General features: G+C 62.7%; 25 protein-coding genes. 18 read left to right on the forward strand and 7 right to left on the reverse strand.

All coding sequences use genetic code 11. From position 1 onward, the window contains the following. Positions 1 to 97: 97 nt before the first annotated feature. Both GA0004734_RS17800 and GA0004734_RS17805 read right to left on the reverse strand, forming a co-directional pair. Positions 98 to 1,741, reverse strand: coding sequence for a Na+/H+ antiporter (locus GA0004734_RS17800; protein ID WP_092936533.1), 1,644 nt, complete (start codon positions 1,739 to 1,741; stop codon positions 98 to 100). Between the two features lie 43 nt (positions 1,742 to 1,784). Next, complete coding sequence (locus GA0004734_RS17805) at positions 1,785 to 3,623, reverse strand: glycoside hydrolase family 15 protein (RefSeq protein WP_348626112.1); 1,839 nt, start codon at positions 3,621 to 3,623, stop codon at positions 1,785 to 1,787. Positions 3,624 to 3,758: 135 nt separating this feature from the next. Here GA0004734_RS17805 and GA0004734_RS17810 point away from each other — a divergent pair, with 135 nt between their 5' ends. Together GA0004734_RS17810 and GA0004734_RS17815 are read left to right on the forward strand one after the other, a co-directional pair. After that, positions 3,759 to 4,013: a type II toxin-antitoxin system Phd/YefM family antitoxin gene (locus GA0004734_RS17810; RefSeq protein WP_092936537.1), complete on the forward strand. Its 255-nt coding sequence runs from the start codon at positions 3,759 to 3,761 to the stop codon at positions 4,011 to 4,013. Then, complete coding sequence (locus GA0004734_RS17815) at positions 4,010 to 4,432, forward strand: type II toxin-antitoxin system VapC family toxin (RefSeq protein ID WP_092936539.1); 423 nt, start codon at positions 4,010 to 4,012, stop codon at positions 4,430 to 4,432. The genes GA0004734_RS17810 and GA0004734_RS17815 overlap by 4 nt, the downstream gene beginning before the upstream one ends. 27 nt (positions 4,433 to 4,459) lie before the next feature. Here the strand turns inward: GA0004734_RS17815 and GA0004734_RS17820 are convergent, their stop codons facing one another. Next, complete coding sequence (locus GA0004734_RS17820) at positions 4,460 to 4,783, reverse strand: hypothetical protein (RefSeq protein ID WP_092936541.1); 324 nt, start codon at positions 4,781 to 4,783, stop codon at positions 4,460 to 4,462. 76 nt (positions 4,784 to 4,859) lie between these two features. Beyond that, positions 4,860 to 5,450, reverse strand: coding sequence for a 3'-5' exonuclease (locus GA0004734_RS17825; RefSeq protein WP_092936543.1), 591 nt, complete (start codon positions 5,448 to 5,450; stop codon positions 4,860 to 4,862). Positions 5,451 to 5,626: 176 nt separating this feature from the next. Here GA0004734_RS17825 and GA0004734_RS17830 point away from each other — a divergent pair, with 176 nt between their 5' ends. The 4 genes from GA0004734_RS17830 to GA0004734_RS17845 all read left to right on the forward strand — a co-directional run bounded on the left by GA0004734_RS17830 (position 5,627) and on the right by GA0004734_RS17845 (position 7,891). Continuing rightward, on the forward strand, positions 5,627 to 6,328 hold the full coding sequence (locus tag GA0004734_RS17830; RefSeq protein ID WP_092936545.1) for a RibD family protein: 702 nt from the start codon (positions 5,627 to 5,629) through the stop codon (positions 6,326 to 6,328). 16 nt (positions 6,329 to 6,344) lie between these two features. Then, on the forward strand, positions 6,345 to 7,238 hold the full coding sequence (locus GA0004734_RS17835; protein ID WP_092936547.1) for a hypothetical protein: 894 nt from the start codon (positions 6,345 to 6,347) through the stop codon (positions 7,236 to 7,238). Next, entirely contained in the window at positions 7,235 to 7,525 is a 291-nt protein-coding gene (locus GA0004734_RS17840; RefSeq protein WP_092936549.1) for a hypothetical protein, read from the forward strand. Before GA0004734_RS17835 ends, GA0004734_RS17840 begins: the two co-directional genes overlap by 4 nt. A 69-nt stretch (positions 7,526 to 7,594) precedes the next feature. Beyond that, positions 7,595 to 7,891 carry a PRC-barrel domain-containing protein gene (locus tag GA0004734_RS17845; RefSeq protein WP_092936551.1) on the forward strand — a complete coding sequence of 99 codons (297 nt, stop codon included), beginning with the start codon at positions 7,595 to 7,597 and terminating at the stop codon, positions 7,889 to 7,891. 74 nt (positions 7,892 to 7,965) lie between these two features. Here GA0004734_RS17845 and GA0004734_RS17850 read toward each other — a convergent pair whose 3' ends face one another. Then, positions 7,966 to 8,340 (reverse strand): hypothetical protein, encoded by a 375-nt coding sequence (locus GA0004734_RS17850; protein ID WP_092936553.1) that lies wholly within the window; start codon positions 8,338 to 8,340, stop codon positions 7,966 to 7,968. A 345-nt stretch (positions 8,341 to 8,685) separates the two neighbouring features. Between GA0004734_RS17850 and recX the strand changes: the two genes are divergently transcribed. Then, a complete protein-coding gene (recX, locus tag GA0004734_RS17855) occupies positions 8,686 to 9,267 on the forward strand; it encodes a recombination regulator RecX (protein ID WP_280949522.1) in 582 nt (193 codons plus the stop codon). 213 nt (positions 9,268 to 9,480) lie between these two features. Here the strand turns inward: recX and GA0004734_RS17860 are convergent, their stop codons facing one another. Beyond that, a complete protein-coding gene (locus GA0004734_RS17860; RefSeq protein ID WP_092936555.1) occupies positions 9,481 to 9,702 on the reverse strand; it encodes a hypothetical protein in 222 nt (73 codons plus the stop codon). Between the two features lie 200 nt (positions 9,703 to 9,902). Here GA0004734_RS17860 and GA0004734_RS17865 point away from each other — a divergent pair, with 200 nt between their 5' ends. The 11 genes from GA0004734_RS17865 to GA0004734_RS17915 all read left to right on the forward strand — a co-directional run bounded on the left by GA0004734_RS17865 (position 9,903) and on the right by GA0004734_RS17915 (position 24,419). Then, positions 9,903 to 10,262 (forward strand): hypothetical protein, encoded by a 360-nt coding sequence (locus tag GA0004734_RS17865; RefSeq protein ID WP_139056300.1) that lies wholly within the window; start codon positions 9,903 to 9,905, stop codon positions 10,260 to 10,262. Positions 10,263 to 10,422: 160 nt separating this feature from the next. Beyond that, a complete protein-coding gene (locus GA0004734_RS17870) occupies positions 10,423 to 13,905 on the forward strand; it encodes a response regulator (protein WP_092938136.1) in 3,483 nt (1,160 codons plus the stop codon). After that, positions 13,902 to 14,741, forward strand: coding sequence for a CheR family methyltransferase (locus GA0004734_RS17875; protein WP_092936560.1), 840 nt, complete (start codon positions 13,902 to 13,904; stop codon positions 14,739 to 14,741). The genes GA0004734_RS17870 and GA0004734_RS17875 overlap by 4 nt, the downstream gene beginning before the upstream one ends. After that, positions 14,738 to 15,313 carry a chemotaxis protein CheB gene (locus GA0004734_RS17880; RefSeq protein WP_092936562.1) on the forward strand — a complete coding sequence of 192 codons (576 nt, stop codon included), beginning with the start codon at positions 14,738 to 14,740 and terminating at the stop codon, positions 15,311 to 15,313. The genes GA0004734_RS17875 and GA0004734_RS17880 overlap by 4 nt, the downstream gene beginning before the upstream one ends. After that, the gene (locus tag GA0004734_RS17885; protein ID WP_092938134.1) at positions 15,310 to 16,884 is read left to right on the forward strand and encodes a response regulator; all 1,575 of its coding nucleotides are present in this window, start codon (positions 15,310 to 15,312) and stop codon (positions 16,882 to 16,884) included. The genes GA0004734_RS17880 and GA0004734_RS17885 overlap by 4 nt, the downstream gene beginning before the upstream one ends. A gap of 108 nt (positions 16,885 to 16,992) precedes the next feature. Further along, on the forward strand, positions 16,993 to 18,018 hold the full coding sequence (locus GA0004734_RS17890; RefSeq protein WP_092936564.1) for a LacI family DNA-binding transcriptional regulator: 1,026 nt from the start codon (positions 16,993 to 16,995) through the stop codon (positions 18,016 to 18,018). A gap of 25 nt (positions 18,019 to 18,043) precedes the next feature. Beyond that, the gene (locus GA0004734_RS17895; RefSeq protein ID WP_092938137.1) at positions 18,044 to 19,282 is read left to right on the forward strand and encodes an ABC transporter substrate-binding protein; all 1,239 of its coding nucleotides are present in this window, start codon (positions 18,044 to 18,046) and stop codon (positions 19,280 to 19,282) included. A 120-nt stretch (positions 19,283 to 19,402) separates the two neighbouring features. Next, a complete protein-coding gene (locus tag GA0004734_RS17900) occupies positions 19,403 to 20,320 on the forward strand; it encodes a carbohydrate ABC transporter permease (RefSeq protein ID WP_092936566.1) in 918 nt (305 codons plus the stop codon). Between the two features lie 29 nt (positions 20,321 to 20,349). Beyond that, complete coding sequence (locus tag GA0004734_RS17905; RefSeq protein ID WP_092938139.1) at positions 20,350 to 21,258, forward strand: carbohydrate ABC transporter permease; 909 nt, start codon at positions 20,350 to 20,352, stop codon at positions 21,256 to 21,258. Between the two features lie 39 nt (positions 21,259 to 21,297). Continuing rightward, positions 21,298 to 23,247: a glycoside hydrolase family 127 protein gene (locus GA0004734_RS17910; RefSeq protein ID WP_245292537.1), complete on the forward strand. Its 1,950-nt coding sequence runs from the start codon at positions 21,298 to 21,300 to the stop codon at positions 23,245 to 23,247. Then, complete coding sequence (locus GA0004734_RS17915; protein WP_092936570.1) at positions 23,244 to 24,419, forward strand: ABC transporter ATP-binding protein; 1,176 nt, start codon at positions 23,244 to 23,246, stop codon at positions 24,417 to 24,419. The genes GA0004734_RS17910 and GA0004734_RS17915 overlap by 4 nt, the downstream gene beginning before the upstream one ends. Positions 24,420 to 24,428: 9 nt before the next feature. On the opposite strand, the gene GA0004734_RS17920 is transcribed toward GA0004734_RS17915, so the two are convergent. Beyond that, positions 24,429 to 24,698, reverse strand: a complete 270-nt coding sequence (locus GA0004734_RS17920; RefSeq protein WP_092936572.1) for a hypothetical protein — start codon at positions 24,696 to 24,698, stop codon at positions 24,429 to 24,431. Between the last annotated feature and the right edge of the window lie 87 nt (positions 24,699 to 24,785).

Consider the following 24,785-nt stretch of genomic DNA (forward strand, 5'->3'; position numbering starts at 1 on the left):
CCTTCCTGCTTCTGTCGCCGGTTGCTGGCGGCAGACGGTATGTAGGCCGTTTCAGGCCCGAGGGAACCTCCCGCCGGCGGCGGTTCGCGTGCTTCCCTCATGTCGGAGAACTCAGGCGTGCCTCCGTCAGGTCGATCTCGCGCACGATCCTGCGCGCCATCTGGTCGGGCAGCTTGCGTGCGCGGGCCATCTTGAGGATCTGGTCCCGCTCGGCGCGCGCGCCGGCAAGCCGCAGGATCCGTTCGATCTCCTCCACCTTACGGATCTGGTCGTTCTCGTCGCCGGACCGCGACCGCCCGTCGATGCGCTGGCGATAGACCTCCATCAGGCGCGTGCCGACATCGGCATAGAGATCGGCGTCGTTCCGGCCGTTGCCGAGGCGATGTTGCGTGGCTTCGATGGTCTTGATCGCGGCTTCCGCAGCGGCAATGCGGGCATCGTCCTCCTCGCGCTGGTGGGAGGGTTCGGGCGGCAGTTCGAGATCCTGCAGCAACGCCGGCAGCGCGATGCTTGCCGCCACCAGCGAGACGATGATGACGCCGGCTGCCAGGAAGATCACCAGATCGCGCGCGGGGAAGGGCGCACCGTCGTTCATGACCAGCGGCAGTGTCAGAATACCGGCCAGCGTGATCGCGCCGCGCACACCCGCGACAGAGATAGCGATGACGAGACGCCAGCTCGGCTTGTGAATCACCTCTCCACGACGGGCCGCCTTGAACAGCGTGAAGCGCAACGACACCCAGACCCAGGCCAATCTGAGTCCTGCCAGCGCCAGCGTGATGGCGACGACGTAGTAGCCGAGCCAGATCGGATGCAGGTGGCCCGTGTCGCTGACGATGCGCGCCGCACCCGAAGCGATGCCCGGAAGCTGTTCGCCGAGCAGCACGAAGATGATGCCGTTCATGGTGAACTGGACCGTATCCCACACGGCGGCGCGGCGCACGCGGGTCACGGCGAGCACCTTGCCGCGCTGCTCCTCGTAGCTCATGGCGATGCCGGCTGCGACGGCCGCGAGAATGCCGGAGCAATGCAGGTGTTCCGCCAGCAGATAGGCACCGAACGGAATGAGGATGCTGATGAGGATCTGCGAGCCGGTCTCCTCGCCAAGCTTGCGCGACACGATGTCCTTGGCGCGCGTCACCAGCCATGTCATCCCCAATCCGACGGCGATGCCGCCGATCGCAAGCCACAGGAACGTCAGCACCGCTTCGCCGGCAGAAAACGTGCCGGTGAGCGTGGCGGCGATCGCAAAGCGCATGCAGACGAGGCCGGACGCATCGTTGAGGAGCGACTCCCCTTCGAGAATATGCATCACGCGCTTGGGAATCGGTACCCGAGCGGTGATGGCGGAGACGGCGATCGGGTCGGTCGGCGAGAGGATGGCGGCGAGGGCGAACGCGACGGGAAGCGGGATCGCCGGCACCATCCAATGGATGAAGAAGCCGATGCCGAGAACCGTGAAGATGACGAGCCCGAGCGCAAGCTCCAGAATGGTACCCTTATCATGGAACAGCCCTTCCTTGGGAATGCGCCAGCCGTCGAGAAACAGCAGCGGTGGCAGGAACAGCAGGAAGAACAGCGTCGGCTCCAGCGTGATCGCGGAACCCGTCACCGTGGCCAGCAGCGCACCGAGCCCGATCTGCACGAGCGGTACCGGCACGGCGATCGGCGACATCCGCGCCAGCATACCGCTGATCACCACGGCCAGCAGCAGGAACAGGGAAATCGTCACGCCTTCCATGATCGTCCTTTCATCCGTCGCAAGGTTCGTCCGTTCTTTATGGTCAGCCGTCCAGCCCGACCGTGACGTCGGGGGTGCCATCGGACCGCTCGTCGGCCGGTCCCTTGCGCCGGGACAGGTTGAGCGCCGTATTGATGACGCCGATGTGGCTGAAGGCCTGCGGGAAGTTTCCGAGCAGGCGCCTGTCCTTCGGGTCGTACTCCTCGGAGAGAAGCCCGACATCGTTGGAGAGCGCCAGCAGGCGTTTGAACAGCGCCTGCGCATCCTCCCGCCTGCCAATGAGGTTGAGCGCATCGGCGAGCCAGAAGGAGCAGGCAAGGAACACGCCTTCGTCCGACGGTAATCCGTCGTCGGTCTCGCCGGTGCGGTAGCGAAGGACGAAGCCGTCGCTGGTCAGATGACGTTCGATGGCTTCCACCGTGCCGACATAGCGCGGATCGTCGGGCGACAGGAAGCCGACCATGCCGATCTGCAGCACGCTCGCATCCAGCGCTTTCGAGCCATAGGCCTGGACGAAACTGTTGAGTGCGGGATCGAAGGCCCTGGCGCAGACCTCTGCATGGATCTCGTCGGCGACCTTGCGCCAGCGGCGGGAAGCGTCGTGCTCTCCCGCCTCTTCCGCCATCAGTGCCACCCGGTCGAAGGCGACCCAGGCCATGACCTTGGAATAGGTGAAATGCTGTCGCTCGCCGCGAACCTCCCAGATGCCCTCGTCCGGATCGCGCCAGACGCGCTCGAGAAACGGCATCAGGACATCGCCGATCTCGGCGCCGCGGGGGTGACGCGCAAGGCCGCCCTTGGAGGCCTGCATCAGCGCGTCCGCGACCTCGCCATAGACATCGAGCTGGAACTGTTCGGAGGCGGCATTGCCGATACGCACCGGCTGCGAGTTCTCGTAGCCCGCAAGCCATGAGGCTTCCCATTCCCGGAGATTGCGCTCGCCCGCCACGCCATACATGATCTGCATCTGCTCAGGCGCGCCCGCCACCGCGCGCAGCAGCCAGTTCCGCCAGGCGCTCGCTTCTTCGTAGTAGCCGAGCTTCATCAGGGCCAGAAGCGTCAATGTCGCATCGCGAAGCCAGCAATAGCGGTAGTCCCAGTTGCGCGTGCCGCCCAGTTTCTCCGGCAGCGACGTGGTGACGGCGGCCACGATACCGCCTGTCGGCATGTAGGTCAGCGCTTTCAGCGTGATCAGCGATCGCTTGACCGGCCCCGTCCACCCATCGACATCAGGGCACCGCCCGGTGAACTCGCGCCAGAAGCTCTCTGTTGCCTCCAAAGCGGCCTCCGCATCCACCGGCTTCGGCCGCGGCAGGTAGGAGGAACAGAAGGTCAGTGCGAAGGTCAGCCGATCGCCCTTTTCAACGGTGAATGCGCCCGTCACCCGCCTGTCGTTGCCGGTCAGGGGCGCGGCCGAATGCAGGATGAGCATATCCGGTCCCGCGACCGCCGTGACCACGCCCTCCTCTTCGAACGACATCCATGGCACGGTCTGCCCGTAATCGAAACGCGCCATGAATTCGAAATCGAAGGCAACGGTGCCCTCTATGCCCTCGACGATGCGGATGATGTTGCTCGACCCGTCCCGGAGCGGCATGAAATCGTGGATGACGGCCTTGCCCGTTGCCGTCTCGAACGTCGTCTCGAGGATCAGCGTATCCTCGCGGTAGGCGCGCCGCGTCCGGAAGGCGCCGTCTGCCGGCGCGATCTTCCACCGGCCGTTCGTCTCGTCGCCGAGAAGGGCCGCAAGGCAGGCCGGCGAATCGAAGCGGGGCAGGCAGAGCCAGTCGATCGAGCCGTTTCTTCCCACCAGTGCAGCGGTCTCGCAGTCGCCGATGAGCGCGTAATCCTCGATCCTTGTCGACATTCGACATCCTCCGATAGGCCATGCTCGTCAGGCCAGCCTTGCGGATGGCCCGAGCGGTGACACCGCTAAAGCATTGAAGCGGAGAGGTCGAGGATTGCGATTCGCGCAGATATGCCTTATATGTACTTACGTTTCTACATGGAGGTTCCCATGAAGCATACCCGACTTTCGAGTCGTGAACTCAATCACGATGTGAGCAGCGCTAAAAAGGCGGCGCTGAAGGGGCCGGTCGTTATCACCGACCGGGGGCGCCCGTCGCATGTGCTGATGACCTACGAATCCTATGAACGCCTGACCGGGACGCGCCGCAGCCTCGTCGATGCCCTCTCCATGCCTGGCTTGTCGGAAATCGATTTCAACACGCCACGCGCAAACATCGCGGGTCGCGACGTGGATCTGTCTTGAAATATCTCCTCGATACCAACGTCATTTCGGAACTGCGGAAACTCGGTGACGGCAAGGCGGACGAAAATGTGGCGGACTGGGTTCGAGGGCAGGACGCCGACGATCTCTGCCTGTCCGCCATCACCATTCTGGAGCTCGAACGCGGTGTGCGGGGCGTCCAGCGCCGCGATCCGGCACAGGGCGCGCGGTTGCGCACCTGGCTTGATCATCACGTGCGGCCGGGGTTCTCTGGAAGGATCCTCGCCATCGACGATGCGATCGCGACCCGCTGCGCCCATCTTCACATTCCCGACCGGCGCAACGAGGCAGACGCCCTGATCGCTGCCACGGGTCTCGTCCATGGCCTCTCCGTCGTCACACGCAACATCCGCGATTTCGAAGGCACCGGCGTCGTCGTGATCGACCCCTGGCGCGGGTGAGATGCATCGTCGATAGACGCTGACGCGTCAGTAGTTGCCCCCATCGCCGCCATCCGGTTGGTGGGCTGGCAGGGCCGGTTCGGGATCGATGGTCGGTTGAAGGTTTCGCAGCATGTCTGCCGCGTGGCGAAGCGCACGCTGCCGGTCGTCCTCAGTCAGATGCTCCGCACCGGAGGACACGCGTTCCAGCCCGGGCACATCCCCCTCAGCGACGACGTTCTGCTGCGCGCGAAGGTCCCGGATCTGGCGTAGGGCTGCGTCGATCAACCGCGCGACATCCCGGTGGTCCAACGTCTCCACATCGTTTGACGCCGTTACCAACTCGACGATCAGTTCGTTCACCGTCTCCATCCCATCGTCCTTTCCGGGGCACCCCGTTCGCAGTCTTGAAATGTGATCGTCCCGCTGTTCACAGAAGGCCTGAAATTTAGGCCTTTCGGCACCGGCAGGCATCGTAACCTCCGGCAAACAGCCGGCCGGCCTGCATGCCGATCCTCAGTGGCACATCCCTGACATGGGCAACGTGCAGTGCAATGGCCATGGCGATCGACGCTTCTGCGCATATCGCCGCGTCTTCCCCGGCATTGTGGTGCCGGAAGGTGAGGCCGAGGTGGCCGGCCAGGATGTTCAGGCGGTGGGAGCCGAGATGCGGCCACACCCGCTGCGCCATCTTCACCGAACAGAGATAGGAAAGATCGGGATAGCTCTGCCGGTAGACATCAAGGCAGGCGCGCCAGACGCTGAAGTCGAAGGATGCGTTGTGCGCGATCATCGTCGCGCCCCTAAAGTCGTCGGCAAACTCGTCCATGACCTCCGGAAACTCCGCCGCATCCTCCACATGCTCCGGCCGGATGCCATGGATGGCAACGTTGAAGGAGGAGAAGCGCATGTCACGCGGACGGATGAGACGTTCCTCAACCCGCACGACCCGTCCATCCTCGATCCACGCAAGCCCGACCGAACAGGCGCTGCCGCGTTGTTCGTTGGCTGTTTCGAAATCGATGGCGATCGTCTTCACGTCCGGTATCCGTCTGCCGTTTCCCTCTCGGCATACTGGCTGGAGCGTGATTTGGCAAAGGGAGAGACGCTCGTCGAACCGCCATGATGTCTGGGAACGTCAAGCCCGGACCATGGTGCGCGGTCGCGCCAGCCCTATCTAAGGCGAGAAGACCTGACAGAAAGGACCGCCGCGCCATGAAACCCCACGTCATTTGCCTGATGATCACCTCGCCGGACGGCAGCCTTCATCCGAGCCGCTGGACAAAGAGCCCGGATGGTAAGCGGTCCGACTGGACGACGCTTTACGAAAAGATCCACACGGAACATGCCGGCAATGCCTGGATGGTCGGGCGGGTGACGATGGCGGAGATGTCGAAGGCCAAGGCCCATCCGCCGACGGGACCTGTGGACGTCGCGCGCCCGCACCACTTCGCCCGGCCGGGCGCGTCGACCTTCGCCATCGCACTCGACCCGGGTGGCAAGCTGCATTTCGCAGGCGACGAGCTTTTCGGCGATCATATCGTCGTGTTGCTCGGTCCCGATGTACCCGACAGCCATCTGGCGGAACTGGCCGGCGACGGCGTTTCCTATGTCGTGTCGGACAAGAAGGCGCTCGACCTCCATGCCATGCTGACACTCCTTGGGCAGGAACTCGGCATCACCCGCATCCTTCTGGAAGGCGGGGCGAACGTGAACGGGTCGATGCTGGCGGCGGGGCTCGTCGATGAGATCAGCCTCGTCATCGCACCGGCGCTGGAAGGCCGCGCCGACAGCGACCGGGTCATCGCATTCGGAGAGGAGGGTCTCGCGGGCAAGATCGAGCTGTCTCTGAAATCCTGCGACGTCCTCGCACACGGCGCCATCCACGTCCGTTACGACGTGCGTGCGTCGAGCTGAGGCGATAGGAGCGGGGATGGAGTCGAAGTCCGAAAAGCCGCTGGAGAGCGATCCGGGTTCTCGTCCTGAACCGGACGATGAAGCGGCGCCCGGCGGCATCGTCTCATTTTCCTATGACCGGATGACGGTCGACCAGTTCCGGCATCGCTTTCCCCGCGCTCGCTGGCGCGACGACATCAAGGCGTGGTGGGTTCCGGGAAAGACGGCACCTCGCCGGATCGGGCGGTGGCTGGCGGAACAGGAGGCCGAAGCGGATGCGCACGCCGATGCCCGCGGACGCGACGCCTTCGCCTTCGAACCGATCGTCAGCCCCTATCTCGAGCTCGGGCGGGCCGGCTTCCAGATCCGCACGCCCTACTCGAAAACGGTGGTCGAGGAGCTGCGGGAAATCCGGTTTGCACGTTGGGATGGGGATTTGCGCCTCTGGCATGTTCCCTTCCGCTCATTCGAAGATCTGCGCAGCCACTGGCCCGCCATCGAGGCGGCAGCGCGTCGGAACGAGCCGGCCGAGCGGGCGCGGCGCGCGGAAGAGCGAAAGGGCACCGAAGACGATCTGAAATCCAAGGCCCGCTCCACCGAGCGCCGCAAGCACCGCTATCCCTTGCTGCCTGACGATCTGCCGCCGCCCGGCATGCCGGTGGCGATCTCCTACGGCATCGTGGTCTTCACCGAGATCCCCGGCGAACTGGTCGATTACGCTGCTGTCTCCGATTTTTACCCGGGCGCGACGGGAAACCATGTCTGGGGCCTCTGGCGCGCGCCGTCCCTCGATGAGCTGCTGTCGACGTGGCCGGCAAAAGCGATCCCGGACCCGCCGGGCGACTGGTGGATGCCGACGATCGAGGAGCTGAGGCCCGCGCGCCGCGCCGCCCGGGTTCGCGAGGGTAGCGACACGGTGCGCAGGCGATGAGTGGGGGCAAGGCGGCCGATGAACAGATGGCGTTCGAACAGGCTTTCGCGCGGCTGCCGAGCGGCTACATCGAAGGCGCGTTCGAAGGCCGGCCATGGGGCGCGATCGTTCGCCGATCCACCGATCATCGACGCGTCTGGCTGTTTGCACGGGACCTCAGGGGCAATGACATCGTCAGCTTCAACCTCTACCGGACTGCGTCAGGCGGTGCCGTCCTGAAGCCCTGCGAAATGTCATCGGACAAGGTCACAGCCTTTGTCATCGGTTTCAAACCCGCTGTAGAATGAGCTTCCGCCCGGGAACAAACATTGCAAGCGAGGGGTTACAATTGGACAGCAATCAAGGAGGACCATCCAATGGATCACAGCAGTCACGTTCGCCTTTCGCCCACCGAGTTGACCCCGGCTGTCCTTGAAGGCGCGACAATTTATGGTGCCGATGACCACAAGGTCGGCAAGCTCGACCACATGCACGGCACGGGTGTCGGCGGCAAGGCGATCATCGATGTCGGCGGCTTCCTGGGTATCGGCGCGAAGCCGGTTGCAGTCCCCTTGAGCGACCTCGAGTTCATGCGCGACGAAGACGGTGACATCCATGCCGTGACGACCTGGACCAAGGATCAGCTTAAGGACATGCCTGAGCACCGCGACTGATCACGTCGAACCTTTTATCGTAAGAGCCCGGACATCGTGCCGGGCTTTTGCATGTCTGGGATACCCGACCGGGCTTACACGTCGAGAACATCGACGAAGGCGTCGGGAAAGTTCTTCCGTGCAAGAGGCTCGTTAAGCTTCAGCAGCGCCTGATAGGATGCCGGATCGAAATCGCGTTCGGCCGGCAGGAGCTCTCGTCCGAACAGGCGGGACAGGCGTTCGCCATCCAGGTTTCCGCGCTCGAAGGGTTCTGTGCCAAAATAGTGCCAGAGCGAATGCACGAAGGCGGTGTCGGCAAGCCCGACCGACTTGTCGAGGGTAGGATGCCGGCGCCATTGCCCAAGAACGGTCACTTTCGAATTTGCCCTGCGAAGCGTGAACTGCCACTGCGTTCCAGACAGTCCGGCCGGAAAGCCGCGGTGCTTCGTCATTTCCGGAACTTTTGCCATGCGTCCATCTCTTCCGGGTCACGTTTCAAGATATGCCTTCGACAACGCTCCGGGGCATCCCAATGCGTTGTCGAAGGCTTAGTGCCGGTCCATAGCACAGGGAAGCCCGTGGGAAAACGCGTTCTTGACGGTCCGCGTGTTAGGCTGGTGTGGTCGTATCATGGGCGGTTTCAAGCAAAGAAGGGCGGATTCCGGACCACGATGTCGTCAACGGTCTTTGACATAAGTGAGCGCTCTGCGGTTTATGGACAGGATCCTGTCAGGGATTTTTCACGCTGGCTCGCAAAGAAAATAGATGGGCGGAACGTGCCGTTCACGTCCGCTTTTGAATCGAGGAAGACGTCAGTGCATGACTCCGACAAGGAAGGACGCGATAAAAACGAGGAGGCCGGGCTCTCTCCCATCCCTACGCCTCGTATGCTATCCTGGACCCGCAACTCAGCGGCCTATCGGCTGGGTAAGCAGATGCATACCGAAAAGCAATTATCCGACGCCATCGCCCGCAAGGCGCGCGAAAAATTTGAGGGTATCAGCGAAGAGCAAGTCACGGCCCTCTCTGCCTTCGCAGTCGCCTTCGGTTACGACAACAACGCGCTTGATGACGTTGCCTATGCGGATGTTGCGACGCGCTCGGGCCAGCAGAGTGGACGCTCCCGACGTGCAATCTCGCAGCGGCTCGTCGTCAAGGGCATTGATCGCGAGACGGCAACCGCGGCCGTCGCAGACGTGGACGACCTCAAGGCTGCGATAATCCTTGCCCGCAAGCGGGCCTTCGGTCCCTTTCGCAAGGTGGCACCGGACGATAAGCGCAAGATGAAGGAGCTTTCCGCTTTCGCCCGCGGCGGGTTCGCTTTCGAGACCGGTCGCAGAGTCTACGACATGACGCGCGACGAAGCTGAGGAGATCCTGAGAGGCGATCGACTATAGTGTCTTCGCATTGATGCGCGGCGACACGCTACATAGACGTCAGAAAAAAAACCATGCGCGGCGCTGAGACAATCGCTAGCCGGTCATTCGCCGGTGAAGTCCATGTCAGCGCCGCGCTTATGGTCTGAAAAGAGAATGCTTGGCGACGTTCTCTGTTCCATCAATCGGCGTCACCCTGATGTCGGCAGGAAGACGTTATCGAAGGATTTTGCCTCAGGTATCCGACATGGAGGGAAGATGGAGTTCCACCTCGCGGCGCTCCTCGTCACTCATGGGCTCGACCTTTTCCTTCCAGAAGGCATCCGCCTCTGGCGCATCGTCTTCCCAGGCTCGCGTGCTGACGATGTTGTCGTCCACCTTCGCCTTGCGGCGGCCGCCGAGCGCCAGATATTCCTCGGCGATCTTCTTGGACGGTGTCGTGGTCTTGTCTTCCATGATGCGATCCTCTTGACGTTTGGCGCCTGTCGAGCCCGTTGTGCCGGTCTCTCGCGCAAACGACCATTGGAACACTGCGAAAGACGCCGTTAACGGACGTGGCTGCGGTGATAACAGACGGCCTCTCGATTCGTTCCGGTCCTGAGGGTGTCGCAGGACTGGAAAGGCCGATGCTTGTTCGCAAGCACGAGGAGAAAAACGTGATCGTAAAAGAGATCAGCGGCGAGGTGGACGGTCGGTATGCCCGCATCGATGGCGAACTCGTTCCGCTCGCCTCCACCGTCTGGGTGAAGGGCGCCACCTACACCAACCCGTTCACGCCGCCTCTCCACGACGTGGGAAACCCCAAAGACCGGGAATTTCTGGTGGTCGTCCTCCAGAAACAGCGGGTCGTTCTCACCAAGGACCGTGCGGACCGTGATGCGGATGGTTTGGTCGTCTCCATGACGCGAGAAAAACACGTCGGTCTCTACGCTATCGAGAATCCGGCTTACGTACCAGCCTCCGGTCTTTCTTTCACACTCGGGCCATTGATCGCGCATCTCACGGTGTCGTCATGAGCCGGCGTCCTTGTCTTCCCGCGGTTTCGATCCATATCCGCCCGCGTTGACGACGGAACGCGTTGTGCAGTGATCGTCTGCAATGATACAGCGCGTTGCGCGACAGCTCCGTCGCCATCTGCTTCCGTACCGTCGCCGCTCCTACCTCGCCGAGATTCCGATGACAGATATCAATCAGCCCAGAACATCGAGCCTCAAGCTCGGTCTTGATCCTGTCGTCGCCTTCAGCCTTGCCGGAGCGCTGGTCTTCTTCCTGATCAGCGGCGCCGTCGCCTATCTCAACCTGCATACCTTGCGCGACAACAACGACAAGATCGTCCATACCCACGAGGTCATCGTGGCGCTTGGCAAGCTTCTGTCGAGTGCGCAGGATGCGGAAACCGGGCAGCGTGGCTTCCTGCTGACGGACAATGCCCGCTATCTCGATCCTTACAATGTCGCCGTCCTTGCCGTTCCCCGGCACCTCAACGATATTGCCCGGCTGGTGCAGAACAATCCCGCACAAGAGCGCCGTATCGAGGCGATCCGTCTCAGCGTCGATGCCAAGTTCGCCGAGTTGAGAGAAACTATCGAGCTGCGCCGGAGCCAAGGCCTTCCGGCAGCGCTTGCCGTCGTCAACTCGGATCGCGGCAAGGCGGCGATGGACGCCATTCGATCACAGCTTTTCGAGATGGGACAGGAAGAAACGCGCCAGCGGCAGCAGTGGCTGAGCGAGATGGACGACGCCTATGGCACCGCCCTCGTTAGCAGCATCTTTTCCGGCATTCTGGGGCTTCTCCTGACGGTTGCCATCGGCGTCCTCATCCGCCGCGCCACCCTTGCGCGCCGCCGAGAGGACTGGCTGCAGGCAGGGCAGGTGGGCCTCAGCACCGCGGTCATGGGCGACCAGCGCACGGAGCAGCTGGGCGACAGTATTCTCACCTTTCTGGCGGACTATGCCGGAGCCCTAGCGGGCGCGATTTTCGTCGGTGACAGGGGCATTTTCCAACGGTCCTCGACCTATGGCGTTCCCGATGGCGCGGACATTCCGCGTCAGTTCAAGCTGCGGGAAGGCCTGCTCGGGCAGGCGGCGGCCGGCGAGAAGGCGGTGTTGGTCGCGGATGTTCCCGATGGCTACCTGTCCTTCGGCTCGGCGCTCGGGGGCGATAAGCCTCGGCACCTGGTCATTTCCCCTGCCATCATCGATGGGGAGGTCAATGCGGTGATCGAGCTGGGATTCCTCCGCCCGATCGACGAGAGCGTTCTCGCTCTGCTGGAGCAGGCGGCCGCATCGATCGCGACCGCCGTCCGGTCGGCAAACTACCGCACCGACCTTCAGAACCTTCTGGCCGAAACCCAGCGCCAATCCGAGGAACTGCAAGTCCAGAGCGAAGAGCTGCGGGTTTCCAACGAAGAGCTGGAGGAGCAGGGCCGGGCGCTGAAGGAATCCCAGGCGAAGCTCGAGCAGCAGCAGGTGGAACTCGAACAGACCAATTCGCAGCTGGAAGAGCAGACGCGCCAGCTGGAAACGCAGCGCGACGATCTGGAGCGCGTCAACGGGGCGGTGCAACTGAAGGCGCGTGAGCTGGAGCAGGCCAGCCGCTACAAATCCGACTTCCTCGCTAACATGTCGCACGAGTTGCGCACGCCGCTCAACTCGCTGCTGATTCTCGCAAAGCTGCTCGCCGACAATTCCGAGGACAACCTGACCGGCGAACAGGTGAAGTACGCCCAGACGATCGAATCCTCCGGCAACGACCTTCTCACCCTGATCAACGACATCCTCGATCTCTCGAAGATCGAGGCAGGGCACATCGATATTCGCCCGGAGGCGGTTTCTGTCGAGCGGCTTGCCAACAATCTGCGGCAGGTGTTCGATCCCGTGGCGAAGAACAAGCAACTTGATTTCGCGGTGGAGATCGCGCCGGAATGCCCGCCGGTGATCGAGACCGATTTGCAGCGGCTTGAACAGGTTTTGAAGAATCTCCTGTCCAACGCGTTCAAGTTCACCTCCGCCGGCAAGGTATCCGTGTCCATCCGTCGTGCTGGGATAAGGCATGGCGGCGGGGAGGGGCAGGTCGCGCTCGCCGTCACCGACAGCGGCATCGGCATCCCCGAGGACCAGCAGCGCAACATCTTCGAGGCCTTCCATCAGGCCGACGGCACGATCAGCCGTCGTTATGGCGGAACGGGCCTCGGCCTGTCGATCTCCCGCGAGCTCGTTCGTCTGCTGGGCGGGGCGATCCATCTGGAGAGCCAGCCGGGTCAGGGCAGCACGTTTACGATCACCGTCCCGGAAACCTACGACGCGACGCGGGTCGCCGCGCGGCAGCCGCGCGAGAGCGCTGCGGCGGCGCCTGCCGCACCTGCACCTGTGCGCCCCCCGGTCGGCACTGCCATGATCGAGCAACGCGAGACACCTGCCGTTTCCAGGGCACGTCTCGTGGAAGACGACCGCGCCGCACCGTTCGACAACAAGCGCGTGCTGCTGATCATCGAGGACGACGTGACGTTCGCGGCGATCCTGCGGGACCTCTCGCGCGAGATGGGCTTCCGCACGCTGGTTGCCGGCACGGCGCAGGAGGCTCTGGAGCTCGCCCGCCAATTCATGCCGAGCGCCATCGTGCTCGATGTCGGCCTTCCTGACCAGTCAGGGCTCTCGGTCCTCGACCGGCTGAAGCGCGACGTGCAGACGCGGCATATTCCCATCCACATGGTTTCGGGCGACGACCATACGGAAACGGCGCTCTCGCTTGGTGCCGTCGGCTACATGCTGAAGCCGGTGAAACGCGAGCAGCTGGTCGAGGTGCTGCAGAAGCTCGAGGCGAAACTTTCGCAGCGGGTGCACCGCGTGCTGATCGTCGAGGACAACGACGTCCAGCGCGAGGCGGTGGCGCGCCTCCTCACCTCCCACGACGTGGAGACAGTGACCGCGGGAACCGCGGCCGAATGCCTGAAGCTCCTGCAGGAGCAGACTTTCGACTGCATCGTTCTCGATCTCTCGCTGCCCGATGCCTCCGGCTATTCGCTGCTGGAGACGCTGAGCCAGGACAGCGAAAGCGCCTTCCCGCCGGTCATCGTTTATACCGGCCGTGTGCTGTCGGCCGATGACGAACTGCAACTGCGCCGCTATTCCAAGTCGATCATCATCAAGGGCGCGAAATCGCCGGAGCGGCTCTTGGACGAGGTCAGTCTGTTTCTGCACCAGGTCGTGTCCGACCTGCCTGCCGAGCAGCAGAAGATGATCCGCAAGGCCCGCAGCCGTGACGCGCTTCTGGAAGGCCGCCGCATCCTCGTCGTCGAGGACGATGTGCGCAACGTCTATGCGTTGACCAATATTCTTGAGCCGCGCGGCGCCGTGATCGAGATCGCGCGCAACGGACAGGAAGCGCTGGATGCGCTGGCAAAATCGACAGGCCAGCCGGGTACCGGCATCGATCTCGTGCTGATGGACGTGATGATGCCGGTCATGGACGGCCTGACGGCGACGCGGGAGATCCGGAAGAACACCCAATGGAAGAAGCTGCCGATCATCACCCTCACGGCCAAAGCCATGCCCGACGACCAGCAGCGCTGCATCGAGGCCGGGGCGAACGACTACATGGCAAAACCGCTCGACGTTGAGAAACTGCTGTCGCTTGTTCGCGTCTGGATGCCGCGATGAGTGATCTTTGCGCGTTGGAAAAGGTCGAGGATATCGAGATCCGGCTGCTGTTGGAAGCTCTTTACTCCCGATACCATTATGATTTTCGCGGCTACGCCATGGCATCCATCAAACGACGCCTGCGCCAGGCGCTGGAGCAGCTTCATATCTCCACCATTTCGGGGCTTCAGGAACGCCTTCTGCACGACCGGGACATGCTGCCGCAACTGCTTGGCTACCTGACCGTTCAGGTCAGTGAGATGTTTCGCGATCCCGACTATTTCCGTGCGATCCGCGAACAGGTCATACCGCATCTGCGGACCTACCCTTCGCTGAAAGTCTGGGTGGCTGGCTGCAGCCATGGCGAGGAACTCTATTCCCTCGTCGTCCTCTTTCGCGAGGAGGGGCTCGAAGACCGGACGCTGTTCTACGCGACCGACATCAGCCAGGACGCGTTGCAGATCGCGGAGGCCGGCGTCTATCCGCTCGACCGCATGCAGCTTTTCACCGAAAACCATCGTAAGTCAGGCGGCAAGTCGTCGCTCTCGGATTACTATCAGGCAGCCTATGGCCGGGTATCCTTCGACCGGACACTGCGGCGCAACGTTGTGTTCTCCGATCACAGCCTCGTCACGGATGCCGTCTTTGGCGAGATGAACCTGGTTTCCTGTCGCAACGTGCTGATCTATTTCGATCGCACCCTACAGGATCGCGCGCTGGGCCTCTTCAAGGACTCGCTGCCACGAAACGGGTTCCTCGGCCTCGGCGCGAAGGAAAGCATCCGTTTTTCCGATCATGCTGGCGCGTTTCGCGACTTCGTGCGCGAGGAAAAGATCTACCAGAGGATCGGCGAATGAGCGACGTTCGCCCCCAAGCTGTCGTCATCGGTGCCTCTGCCGGTGCTTTGGAGGCCCTCACGCTCATCCTGCCGGCTTTGCCGGCCGATTTCCCAGTGCCGATCATGCTCGTCGTCCATATTCCCGGCGACAAACGCAGCGTGCTCGCCGAGCTGTTTCAGGCGAAATGCCGGATCAGAGTGATGGAGGTGGAGGACAAGGAGCCGCTGTCCGGCGGAACGGCCTATTTCGCGCCGCCCAACTATCATCTGCTCGTCGAAGGGAATAGAACGCTTTCACTCTCCAGCGACGAACCTGTGATGTACTCCCGACCTTCCATCGATGTCCTTTTCGAGAGTGCTGCTGATGCGTTCGGGGGAGCGCTGATCGGCATCGTGCTCACCGGCGCCAATCACGACGGCGCCCGGGGCCTTCGTGCCATTTCGGATGCCGGCGGCCATGCCGTCGTTCAGGATCCGGCGACGGCTTTTGCCGCAGCAATGCCCGAAGGTGCAATCGCACGGTGTCCCGACGCTCGAGTGTTGCCGCTTGACGCAATCGCGGCGTACCTTCAGAAGGTCGTATGCGCATGACCCCCGTTACCTTTCTGCTGGTCGATGACCTGGAGGAAAACCTCCTCTCGCTGGAAGCCCTTCTGCGCCGCGACGGCCTGACGCTTCTCAAGGCGCGCTCCGGCGACCAGGCACTGGAACTCCTGCTGCAGCATGACGTGGCTCTGGCGCTGATCGACGTGCAGATGCCCGGCCTCGATGGCTTTGAGCTTGCCGAGCTGATGCGCGGCAACGAACGCACCCGCCGCGTGCCCATCATTTTCGTCACGGCCGGCAGCACGGATGGAAAGCGCCGATTCCGCGGCTACGAGGCTGGAGCCGTCGATTTCATTCAGAAACCGATCGAAACCGACATTCTCCGGAGCAAGGCCGACGTCTTCTTCGAACTTTACCGGCAGCGCCAGCAAATCTCCGAGCAGCGCGACGAACTGGAGGCGCAGGCGCAGGCCCTGCGCGAAGCGGATCGCCGCAAGGATGAATTTCTGGCGACGCTGGCGCACGAGTTGCGCAATCCGCTGGCACCTCTGCGCCATGGGCTCGATGTGCTGCGCCGGAACCCGACAGGGGAGGCCGCCGAGGGCATTCGCGAGATGATGGATCGGCAGATGGTGCATCTGGTGCGGCTGATCGATGATTTGCTTGACGTTTCCCGCGTCAGCCAGGGCAAGATCGGACTGCGCAAGGAGCGCATCGCGGTCGAGACGATCATCCGGTCCGCCATTGAGGCGAGCCTTCCGCTCATCGACGCTTCCGGACACCGGCTGACCGTGGATCTGCCCGGCGAACCCCTCTGGCTGGATGCAGACCCGACCCGCATGGCGCAGGTCGTCGCCAACCTTCTCAACAATGCCGCGAAATATACGCCGGCCGGCGGGCAGATCGGGATTGCGGTCCGCGCGCTGGGCGGCAGCGCCGTTATCGACGTCTCCGACAACGGCATCGGCATTCCCGAAACGCTGCAGTCCGACGTATTCCAGCTGTTCGCGCAGGTCGATGGTCATCTGGAGCGCGCGCAGGGCGGCCTGGGTATCGGGCTTGCCCTCGTCCGCCAACTCGTCGTTCTCCATGGCGGCACCGTCGAGGTTACGAGCGCCGGCACCGGCAAGGGGAGCGTTTTCACTGTTCGCCTTCCGCTTGGGCAAGCGCCTGACGTCGTCGCCGCGCCCGCTATCTTCATCGAGCCGACGACGGACGAGCCCCAGCATGGGGCGACACAGACGCCGCGTTCTCTGAAGGTGCTGATCGTGGATGACAATGTCATCGTGGCGGATGCGCTCGGCTTGATGCTGGAAGAGATCGGCCATCAGTGCGAGGCGATCCATGACGGGCGCGAAGCGCTCGACGTCGCTACGCGCTTCCGGCCGGATGTCATCCTTCTCGATATCGGCCTGCCGGGCATGGACGGCTACGAAGTCTGCCGCGCCTTCCGCAACCAGGACCGGTTCAAGGCGACGACCATCATCGCCCAGACGGGGTGGGGGCAGGACAAGGACAAGGTGAAGGCGCTCGAGGCGGGCTTTACCCATCACTTGACGAAGCCGGTCCTGATCGACGACCTTGAGCACCTGCTCAAAATGATCCCCGTCGCCTGAAAAACCCCCTCCGCAAGTTTTTCACTGAGAAAACGTTTTCTCATTTGACTAAGCGCGTGAGAAAAGCTTTTCTCTGCACTAACAGCGGCAGGGAGGTTGCGGGACGCCATGCGCGGCAAGGGAGGACGGCAGACGATCCGGGATCTTGCGGCCATGGCAGGGGTCAGCATTTCCACGGCGTCGAAGGCGCTGAACGACACGGGTCGCATGGGCGAGGAGACGCGCCAGCGGGTCAAGCGCGTCGCACGCGAGATCGGCTTTCGGCCGAACGCGCTGGCGCAGGGATTGTTGTCGAAGCGCAGCTTCACCATAGGCCTCCTGACGAACGACACCTACGGTCGCTTCACTCTGCCGGTCATGGCGGGCGTTTCCGAAGCCCTGGTCGATCGCGGCGTCTCGGTTTTCCTTTGCGCCATCGAGGACGATCCGGCGCTCGGTCAGGTGCATGTGGATGCGATGCTCGACAAGCAGGTGGACGGTATCATCGCTACGGGAAAACGCGTCGATCGTCGCTTGCCGATCGACCTGTCGGATGTGCCGGTGCCCGTGGTCTACGCCTTTACCGAGGGCGGACCGGACAGTGTGTCTTTCCGCTCGGACGATGCGCATGGCGCGACGCTCGCCGTGGAATGGCTGAAGGCGAGCGGGCGGCAACGGATCGTGCATGTGACCGGCCCGGAGGACTTCTTTTCGGTCCGCGAGCGGAGCGGCGCCTTTCGCGCAGTGATCGGGAAGGGGGCAAGCGTTCTCTTCGGCGAATGGTCGGAGACCTGGGGACGGGATGCCGTCGACAGGATCTGGGCTTCCCCCGGCGAGAAGCCCGATGGTCTCTTCTGCGGCAACGACCAGATCGCTCGGGGCGCGGTGGACGCTCTACGAGAACGCGGCATTCGTGTGCCTGAGGATGTTGCGATCGTCGGTTTCGACAATTGGGAGATTGTCGCAGCCCAGATGCGTCCGCCACTGACATCGGTGGACATGGACCTGAAAGAACTCGGGCGTCAGGCGGGCCTGACCATCCTCGCGCTGGCGGAAGGCCAGCCCGTGGAGCCGGGCGTGAGAACGTTGCCGTGCCGGTTGGTGGTTCGGCAATCATGTGGGGTCGGGAGCCCCGAGACTGAGAAACGGCGCTGAGGAGCGCCACAAGGGAGGAATGACCATGATGAAAAAGCTTCTCGCTGCGACAAGCCTGCTCGCTCTGTCTCTGAGCCCAGGCCTCGCCTCGGCCGAAACCATCAATATGTGGGTGCGCACCGGCGTTGGCGACGCCTTCAAGAATGTCGTCGCCGCCTACAATGCGGGCCATGAGGACAAGGTCGAGCTGACCGAAGTTCCTTTCTCGGAACTCGTGCAGAAATACGCGACCTCGATTGCCGGCGGTCAGGCGCCGGACGCGCTGTCGATGGACCTGATCTATACCCCGGCCTTCGCCGCTGCTGGCCAGCTCGAAGACCTAACCGACTGGGCAAAAAGCCTGCCCTACTTCAATGCCCTGTCGCCGTCGCATGTTCGTCTCGGCACCTATGAGGACAAGCTCTACGGCCTGCCATTGTCCGTCGAGACCTCCGTCTTCGCCTGGAACAAGGGCCTCTACCGCAAAGCCGGCCTCGACCCCGAAAAGGCACCCGCCAACTGGGACGAGATCACCGCGAACGCCGAGAAGATCCGCGCGCTCGGCGACGACACCTACGGCTTCTACTTTTCGGGCGGCGGCTGTGGCGGCTGCATGATCTTCACCTTCACGCCGCTCGTCTGGGGTGCGGGTGCCGATATATTGTCGGCAGACGGCAAGACTGCGACGCTGGATACACCGGAAATGCGCAAGGCGGTCGATATCTACCGCAATATGGTCAGGAAGGACCTCGTGCCATCGGGTGCGGCCAGTGACAACGGCACGAATTTTCTGTCCTTTACCAATGGCAAGATCGGCCAGCAGAGCCTTGGCGCCTTCGCCATCGGCACACTCGTCACCGAGCATCCGACGATCGATTTCGGCGTCACGCTGATCCCCGGCGTCAACGGGCAACCCTCGTCCTTTGCCGGCGGCGACAATGTGGTGGTGACCAAGGGCACGACCAAGCTAGAGCCGGTCAAGTCCTTCATCCAGTTCATCTATTCGGAAGAAGGCCAGAAGATCATGGCGAAGTACGGCAGCCTGCCGACCCGTGGCGATATCGCCGATGAGGTGTTGAAGGGTCTCGATCCGCGCATGGGCGTGGGCATGAAGGCGATCGCGGTCGCAAAGACGCCCTATACCCTGCAGTTCAACGATCTGATCAACAGCGCCAACGGTCCTTGGGCAACCTTCATCAACGCCTCGATCTTCGGCGACGACGTCGATGGCGCGTTCTCTTCGGCACAGTCCGAGATGCAGTCGATCATCGACAGCGGCCAGTGATCCTCCCGCTGGTCGCCCACGGGCGGAGGAGGGAACGTATCCCCTCCGCCCGGTTCCTTCAGCGACCGCGCCCGGAATTGTTCGGGTCGTCGGTCGGACTGTGAAGTGTGAGATCTGCTCATGACCGTCGTTTCCAACCTGTCGCCCGCTGCGGGACGCCCGAAACCGAGGTCGTCGGCCTGGCGTGGTCTACTGTACATCGCACCCGCCATGGCGCTCGTCCTCCTGTTCTTCGTCATTCCGGTGATAATGACGGCTTGGATGAGCCTGCATGCCTGGCCACTGATGGGCGCTCAGCGCTGGATCGGGATCAACAACTATATCCGTATGATCAATGACACGCGGTTTCTGTCGGCCCTGCGGTTCACGGCGCTTTACACGGTCGTTGCCACCATCGCGATCTTCGCCGTTGCCTTTCCGCTGGCGCTCTTTGTGGAAAAGCAGCGGCGTTTCGTGGGCGCCTATCGCACGGTCATCTTCCTGCCCGTCGTCGTCGGGTTGGCCACTGCATCGCTCCTGTGGGTGTGGCTGGCCAATGTGGACAGTGGCTTCATCGGGCCACTCCTCAAAGCGCTTGGTATTGTCGAGCGCATCCCCAACCTGCTTGCCAGTTTCGACAGCGCGTTTCTGACCATCATCGTCATGGTCGTCTGGAAAATTGCGGGCTTCACCATGATCATCCTGCTCACCGGCCTGCAGGCTATTCCGGCCGATATCGTCGAGGCGGCACGCATCGACGGGGCGAAGCGCTGGCAACGGTTTCGCTACCTGACACTTCCTTTGATGCGCCGCACGATCGCGCTGGCCCTCATCATCTCCGTCACCGGTTCAATCCTCGCCTTCGACCAGTTCTACATCATGACGGCCGGCGGACCCCAAAACCGGATGATCTCGGTCGTCTACTACATCTTCAACCAGTCCTTCGTGTCCTTCAACCTCGGCTACGGCGCCTCGCTCTCGATCGTGCTGCTCGCCATCCTCGTTGCCATCAGCATCGTGCAGCTCTGGCTGCTGAAGGTCGGAGACGACAAGGCATGACCATGACACAAACAGCGCTCTCCCCGACCATGACAGCGACCGGCGTCGCCATCGAGGTTCGACCGAACCCGGCGAACGAGGCCGCAAAGCTCGCCCGTGCGCGCCGCAAGCGCAATGGTGCGGTCGCCTACCATACGGCCGGCGTCGCCATCGTCCTCTTCTTTCTTGCACCCTTTGCCATCGCCTTCCTTGCCTCGTTCCGCAGCGGTGCGGAAGGCATGACCCCGCCGCTGCCGCCTTGGCCAACGACGGGTTTCAGCCTCGATTCCTATCGCTCGCTCGATACGTTCGGTGCGGGTGTCTGGCAGCATACGCTGAACTCGCTGATCGTGTCGCTCGCCACCGTCGTGCTCACCGTCGCCATCAGCCTGCTCGCGGGCTACGGATTCTCACGCTATCGCTTCCCGCTGAAGAACACGCTGTTCGTGCTGATTATCGCGACGCTGATGATCCCGTTTCAATCGATTCTGACGCCGCTGTTCATTATCCTGGCAAAGCTCGGGCTCAACAACTCGCTCTTCGGGCTGGTGCTGGTCTATGTCACGCTGCAGCTGCCCTTCTCCGTGTTCATGATGCGCAATGCCTTCGATGCCGTGCCGAAGGAGATTGAAGAGGCTGCGCGGATCGATGGGGCGCGGGACCTCAAGTTGCTGGTGCGCGTGCTCCTGCCGCTCGTCCTTCCAGGCGCCGCCACCGTTGCGATCTTCGCCTTCCTTAATGCCTGGAACGAGTTTCTCGCGGCGCTCGTGCTTCTCTCAAGCAACGACAACTACACCATGCCCGTCCTCATGATGGCCGTGCGGGCCGGCCGGCTCGGCGCGATCAACTGGGGCGCGGTCCAGGCCGGGGTGGTCGTCATGACGATCCCGTGCCTCGTCATTTTTCTTCTCCTCCAACGCTACTACATGCGCGGCCTCATGGCCGGCGCCGTCAAGTGATGCCTCCTCATTCCGAAAGTGAAAGCCATGGATAGCAACGTGCACACTGAAAACCAGACCCGCTCCCATTCCCGCAAAGACCGCAAATTCCGGCCGCTGCCGGTTCCGAGCGTCACGCTTGGCGGCCTCTTCGGCGAGCGGCAGGATGCGATCTGCGCAACGACGGCGAAGACGCTGCTCGACCGCTGTGTGGAAGCCGGCATGCTCACCGCGATCGACGTCAGCCTCCCGAGCCCCGGCGTCGTGCTGCCGATCCAGCCCTGGGACGGCTCCACCCAGATGTTCTGGGACAGCGATCTGGGTAAGTCGATCGAGACGGTCGCCTATTCGCTCTTCCGTTCGCCCAACCCCGAGCTTGAGGCCCGCGTCGACCAGATCGCCGATCTCTATGAGACGCTGCAGGACGAGGACAGCTATCTGAACGCCTGGTTCCAGCGCGTTCAGCCCGGTCGCCGGTGGACGAACCTGCGGGATTTCCACGAACTCTACTGCGCCGGCCACCTGATCGAAGGGGCCGTCGCCTACTACCAGGCGACGGGTAAGCGCAAGCTTCTCGACGTTATGGCGCGCTTCGCGGACTATATGATCACCGTCTTCGGTCATAGCGAAGGCCAGATCCCCGGCTATGACGGACACGAGGAAATCGAGCTGGCGCTGGTCAAGCTTGCCCGCGTGACCGGCGAGCAGAAGTATCTCGACCTGTCTAAATACTTCATCGACGAACGCGGCACCGAGCCGCATTTCTTCATCGATGAAGCGAAACGCGACGGTCGCGAGGCCAAGAAATTCGTCTTCCACAGCTTTGAATACAACCAGTCCCACCAGCCGGTGCGCGAGCAGACCCGCGTCGTTGGCCACGCCGTGCGTGCCATGTACCTCTATTCCGGCATGGCCGACATCGCGACGGAATATAGTGACGACAGCCTGACGGGCGCGCTCGAAACGCTCTGGAGCGATCTCGTCACCCGGCAGATGTACGTCACCGGCGGCATTGGCCCGTCCGCGGCGAACGAGGGCTTTACCGATCCCTACGACATGCCGAATGAGAGCGCCTACAACGAGACCTGCGCCTCGGTCGGCATCGTCTTCTGGGCCGCGCGCATGCTCGGCCGCGGCCCCGATCGCCGTTATGCCGATATCATGGAGCAGGCGCTCTACAACGGCGCGATGGTGGGTCTCTCGCTCGACGGAACACGCTTCTTCTACGACAACCCGCTGGAAAGCGCCGGCAAGCACCATCGCTGGACCTGGCATCCATGCCCGTGCTGCCCGCCGAACATCGCAAGGCTGCTCGCCTCCATCGGCTCCTATATGTATGCCGTCTCGGACGACGAGATTGCAGTTCATCTCTACGGAGAAGGCAAGGCGCGGTTCGAGATGGGAGGCGAAGAGGTCTCGCTGTCCCAGGAAACGCGCTACCCCTGGAATGGCGCCATCCGCTTCGATGTCGGTCTTGCCAAGCCTGCCCGCTTCACGCTGTCGCTGCGCATTCCCGCATGGTGCAAGGGGGCGATGCTCTCGGTCAACGGCGTGCCGGCCGATCTCGACGAAGTGATGGTCGATGGCTATGCGCGGATAGAGCGGGAATGGTCCGACAAGGACGAGATTGCGCTCGACCTGCCGCTCGCGCCGCGGCTTCTGCGGGCCAATCCGCTGATCCGCCAGGATGCCGGCCGCGTCGCGCTTGTGCGCGGTCCGCTGGTCTATTGCACGGAAGAGACGGATAACGGCACCGGTTTGCAGAGGCTGACGATCACCGGCGAGCCGGAATCCGCGACCGAACGTCCCATGCCCGGCCTGAACGATGCGATCTCGCTCGAAATCTCGGCCGAGCGGGACGAGGCCGACTGGGGCGAAACGCTCTATCGCGAGGCGCCGCCGCAGGCCACGAAGGTGACTGCACGTTTCGTTCCCTATCATCTCTGGGACAACCGGGAGCCGGGCGAAATGCTGGTCTGGATGCGCGACGGCAAGGGAGGGATGAAATGAGCCTGGCTCAAGATGCCCGCTTACCCGTCTGGCCGGACGGAGCGATAGCCGGGCCTGACGGCGAAGACGGCGCTGCAACCGGGGGCGTTCGCCTGTCGGGGGTCCGAAAGTCCTTCGGCAGTCTCGACATCATCCATGGGATCGACCTGTCGATCCCGGAGGGTGCCTTCACCGTCTTCGTCGGCCCATCAGGCTGCGGAAAATCCACATTGCTGCGCATGATTGCGGGGCTCGAGGAGGTGTCTGACGGGCTGATCGCCATCAAGGGACGCGATGTCACGGATCTCGATCCGTCGGATCGCGGCATTGCGATGGTCTTCCAGTCCTATGCGCTTTATCCTCATATGAGCGTTCGCGACAACCTTGCCTTCGGCCTGAAGATGGCGAATACCCCGAAGGCGGAGATCGACCGGCGTGTCGCGGCGGCATCCGCCATCCTCAAGACCGACCATCTTCTCGACCGGCGTCCGGGGCAGCTTTCCGGCGGCCAGCGCCAGCGCGTTGCCATTGGCCGGGCCATCGTGCGCAAGCCGGACGTCTTCCTGTTCGACGAGCCACTGTCGAACCTCGACGCGGAGCTTCGTGTCTCCATGCGCATCGAGATCGCCCGGCTCCACCGCGAACTCGGCAACACGATGATCTACGTGACGCACGACCAGACGGAAGCGATGACCCTGGCGGACATGATCGTGGTCTTGCGGGAAGGGCGGATCGAACAGGTCGGCAGCCCACGTGAGATTTACGAGAACCCGGCCAACAGCTTCGTCGCCGGCTTTATTGGGTCGCCGCGGATGAACCTTTTGAAAGCGAAGCGCGTGGGGCCGGAAAGTCTTGAGTTGGCCGATGCGTTGCTCATTGCGCCGTTTCCGACGGTATCGGGGGATCGCGAAGAGGACGTCACCTTCGGCATCCGGCCCGAGCATCTGACGGTCGGTCATCAGATCGTCGAGGGTCACTCGCTCACGGCAACCATCGACTTTTCGGAATATCTCGGTGGGACGCAGTATCTCTACTGCCAGCTCGCCGATCGCCAGACGGTAACCGTTGAGTACCGCTCACCCGATGCGGTCAAGCCCGGCGACCGCATCGTGCTGTCATGGTCGCAGGACGCGATCCGGCTGTTCGATACGACAGGCCTCCGCTTACGTAAGGACATCGGACAGCACATGTGAGTCGCCCTGTCATCGCCTCGGCGGCTGGAAGCGCTCCAGTCGCTTGGCGACCTGGGTTTCCAGCAACGAGAAAGTGTCTGCAATGGTCTTCGCATCCGAGCTTGCCGTCATCGCCAGATGCACGATGCCGTCCAGCTTTTGAATGAGACGACCGGCTAAGCGGCGCTCCTTGTAGCTGAAGATGTCGCCACCGTGGACGAGAAGGCACAGGCTGTAGATATGCCTGATGGAGTGCCGCTCCGACGCCAAGTTGAGCCACTGCGCTCTCGTGATATGCATTTTTCCTCCGGGCCAAGTGGAGGAAGACGACGGCGGACTAAAAAGAGTTTCACGGCGCGTCAGTTTTTCGTTTCGTTACCGGCCACA

It is taken from the genome of Rhizobium sp. 9140 (assembly GCF_900067135.1).
In the GTDB taxonomy this organism is placed as follows: Bacteria; Pseudomonadota; Alphaproteobacteria; order Rhizobiales; family Rhizobiaceae; genus Ferranicluibacter.

Bases quoted from the DNA above. Each gene is read 5' to 3' on its own strand.
- GA0004734_RS17905 (WP_092938139.1), top strand. From the start codon at position 20,350: ATGACAGCGACCGGCGTCGCCATCGAGGTTCGACCGAACCCGGCGAAC.
- GA0004734_RS17850 (WP_092936553.1), bottom strand. From the start codon at position 8,340: ATGGCAAAAGTTCCGGAAATGACGAAGCACCGCGGCTTTCCGGCCGGA.
- GA0004734_RS17840 (WP_092936549.1), top strand. From the start codon at position 7,235: ATGAGTGGGGGCAAGGCGGCCGATGAACAGATGGCGTTCGAACAGGCT.
- GA0004734_RS17800 (WP_092936533.1), bottom strand. From the start codon at position 1,741: ATGGAAGGCGTGACGATTTCCCTGTTCCTGCTGCTGGCCGTGGTGATC.
- GA0004734_RS17875 (WP_092936560.1), top strand. From the start codon at position 13,902: ATGAGTGATCTTTGCGCGTTGGAAAAGGTCGAGGATATCGAGATCCGG.
- GA0004734_RS17920 (WP_092936572.1), bottom strand. From the start codon at position 24,698: ATGCATATCACGAGAGCGCAGTGGCTCAACTTGGCGTCGGAGCGGCAC.
- GA0004734_RS17810 (WP_092936537.1), top strand. From the start codon at position 3,759: ATGAAGCATACCCGACTTTCGAGTCGTGAACTCAATCACGATGTGAGC.
- GA0004734_RS17890 (WP_092936564.1), top strand. From the start codon at position 16,993: ATGCGCGGCAAGGGAGGACGGCAGACGATCCGGGATCTTGCGGCCATG.
- GA0004734_RS17915 (WP_092936570.1), top strand. From the start codon at position 23,244: ATGAGCCTGGCTCAAGATGCCCGCTTACCCGTCTGGCCGGACGGAGCG.
- GA0004734_RS17880 (WP_092936562.1), top strand. From the start codon at position 14,738: ATGAGCGACGTTCGCCCCCAAGCTGTCGTCATCGGTGCCTCTGCCGGT.
- GA0004734_RS17900 (WP_092936566.1), top strand. From the start codon at position 19,403: ATGACCGTCGTTTCCAACCTGTCGCCCGCTGCGGGACGCCCGAAACCG.
- GA0004734_RS17860 (WP_092936555.1), bottom strand. From the start codon at position 9,702: ATGGAAGACAAGACCACGACACCGTCCAAGAAGATCGCCGAGGAATAT.
- GA0004734_RS17830 (WP_092936545.1), top strand. From the start codon at position 5,627: ATGAAACCCCACGTCATTTGCCTGATGATCACCTCGCCGGACGGCAGC.
- GA0004734_RS17835 (WP_092936547.1), top strand. From the start codon at position 6,345: ATGGAGTCGAAGTCCGAAAAGCCGCTGGAGAGCGATCCGGGTTCTCGT.
- GA0004734_RS17820 (WP_092936541.1), bottom strand. From the start codon at position 4,783: ATGGAGACGGTGAACGAACTGATCGTCGAGTTGGTAACGGCGTCAAAC.
- GA0004734_RS17885 (WP_092938134.1), top strand. From the start codon at position 15,310: ATGACCCCCGTTACCTTTCTGCTGGTCGATGACCTGGAGGAAAACCTC.
- GA0004734_RS17895 (WP_092938137.1), top strand. From the start codon at position 18,044: ATGATGAAAAAGCTTCTCGCTGCGACAAGCCTGCTCGCTCTGTCTCTG.
- GA0004734_RS17870 (WP_092938136.1), top strand. From the start codon at position 10,423: ATGACAGATATCAATCAGCCCAGAACATCGAGCCTCAAGCTCGGTCTT.
- GA0004734_RS17845 (WP_092936551.1), top strand. From the start codon at position 7,595: ATGGATCACAGCAGTCACGTTCGCCTTTCGCCCACCGAGTTGACCCCG.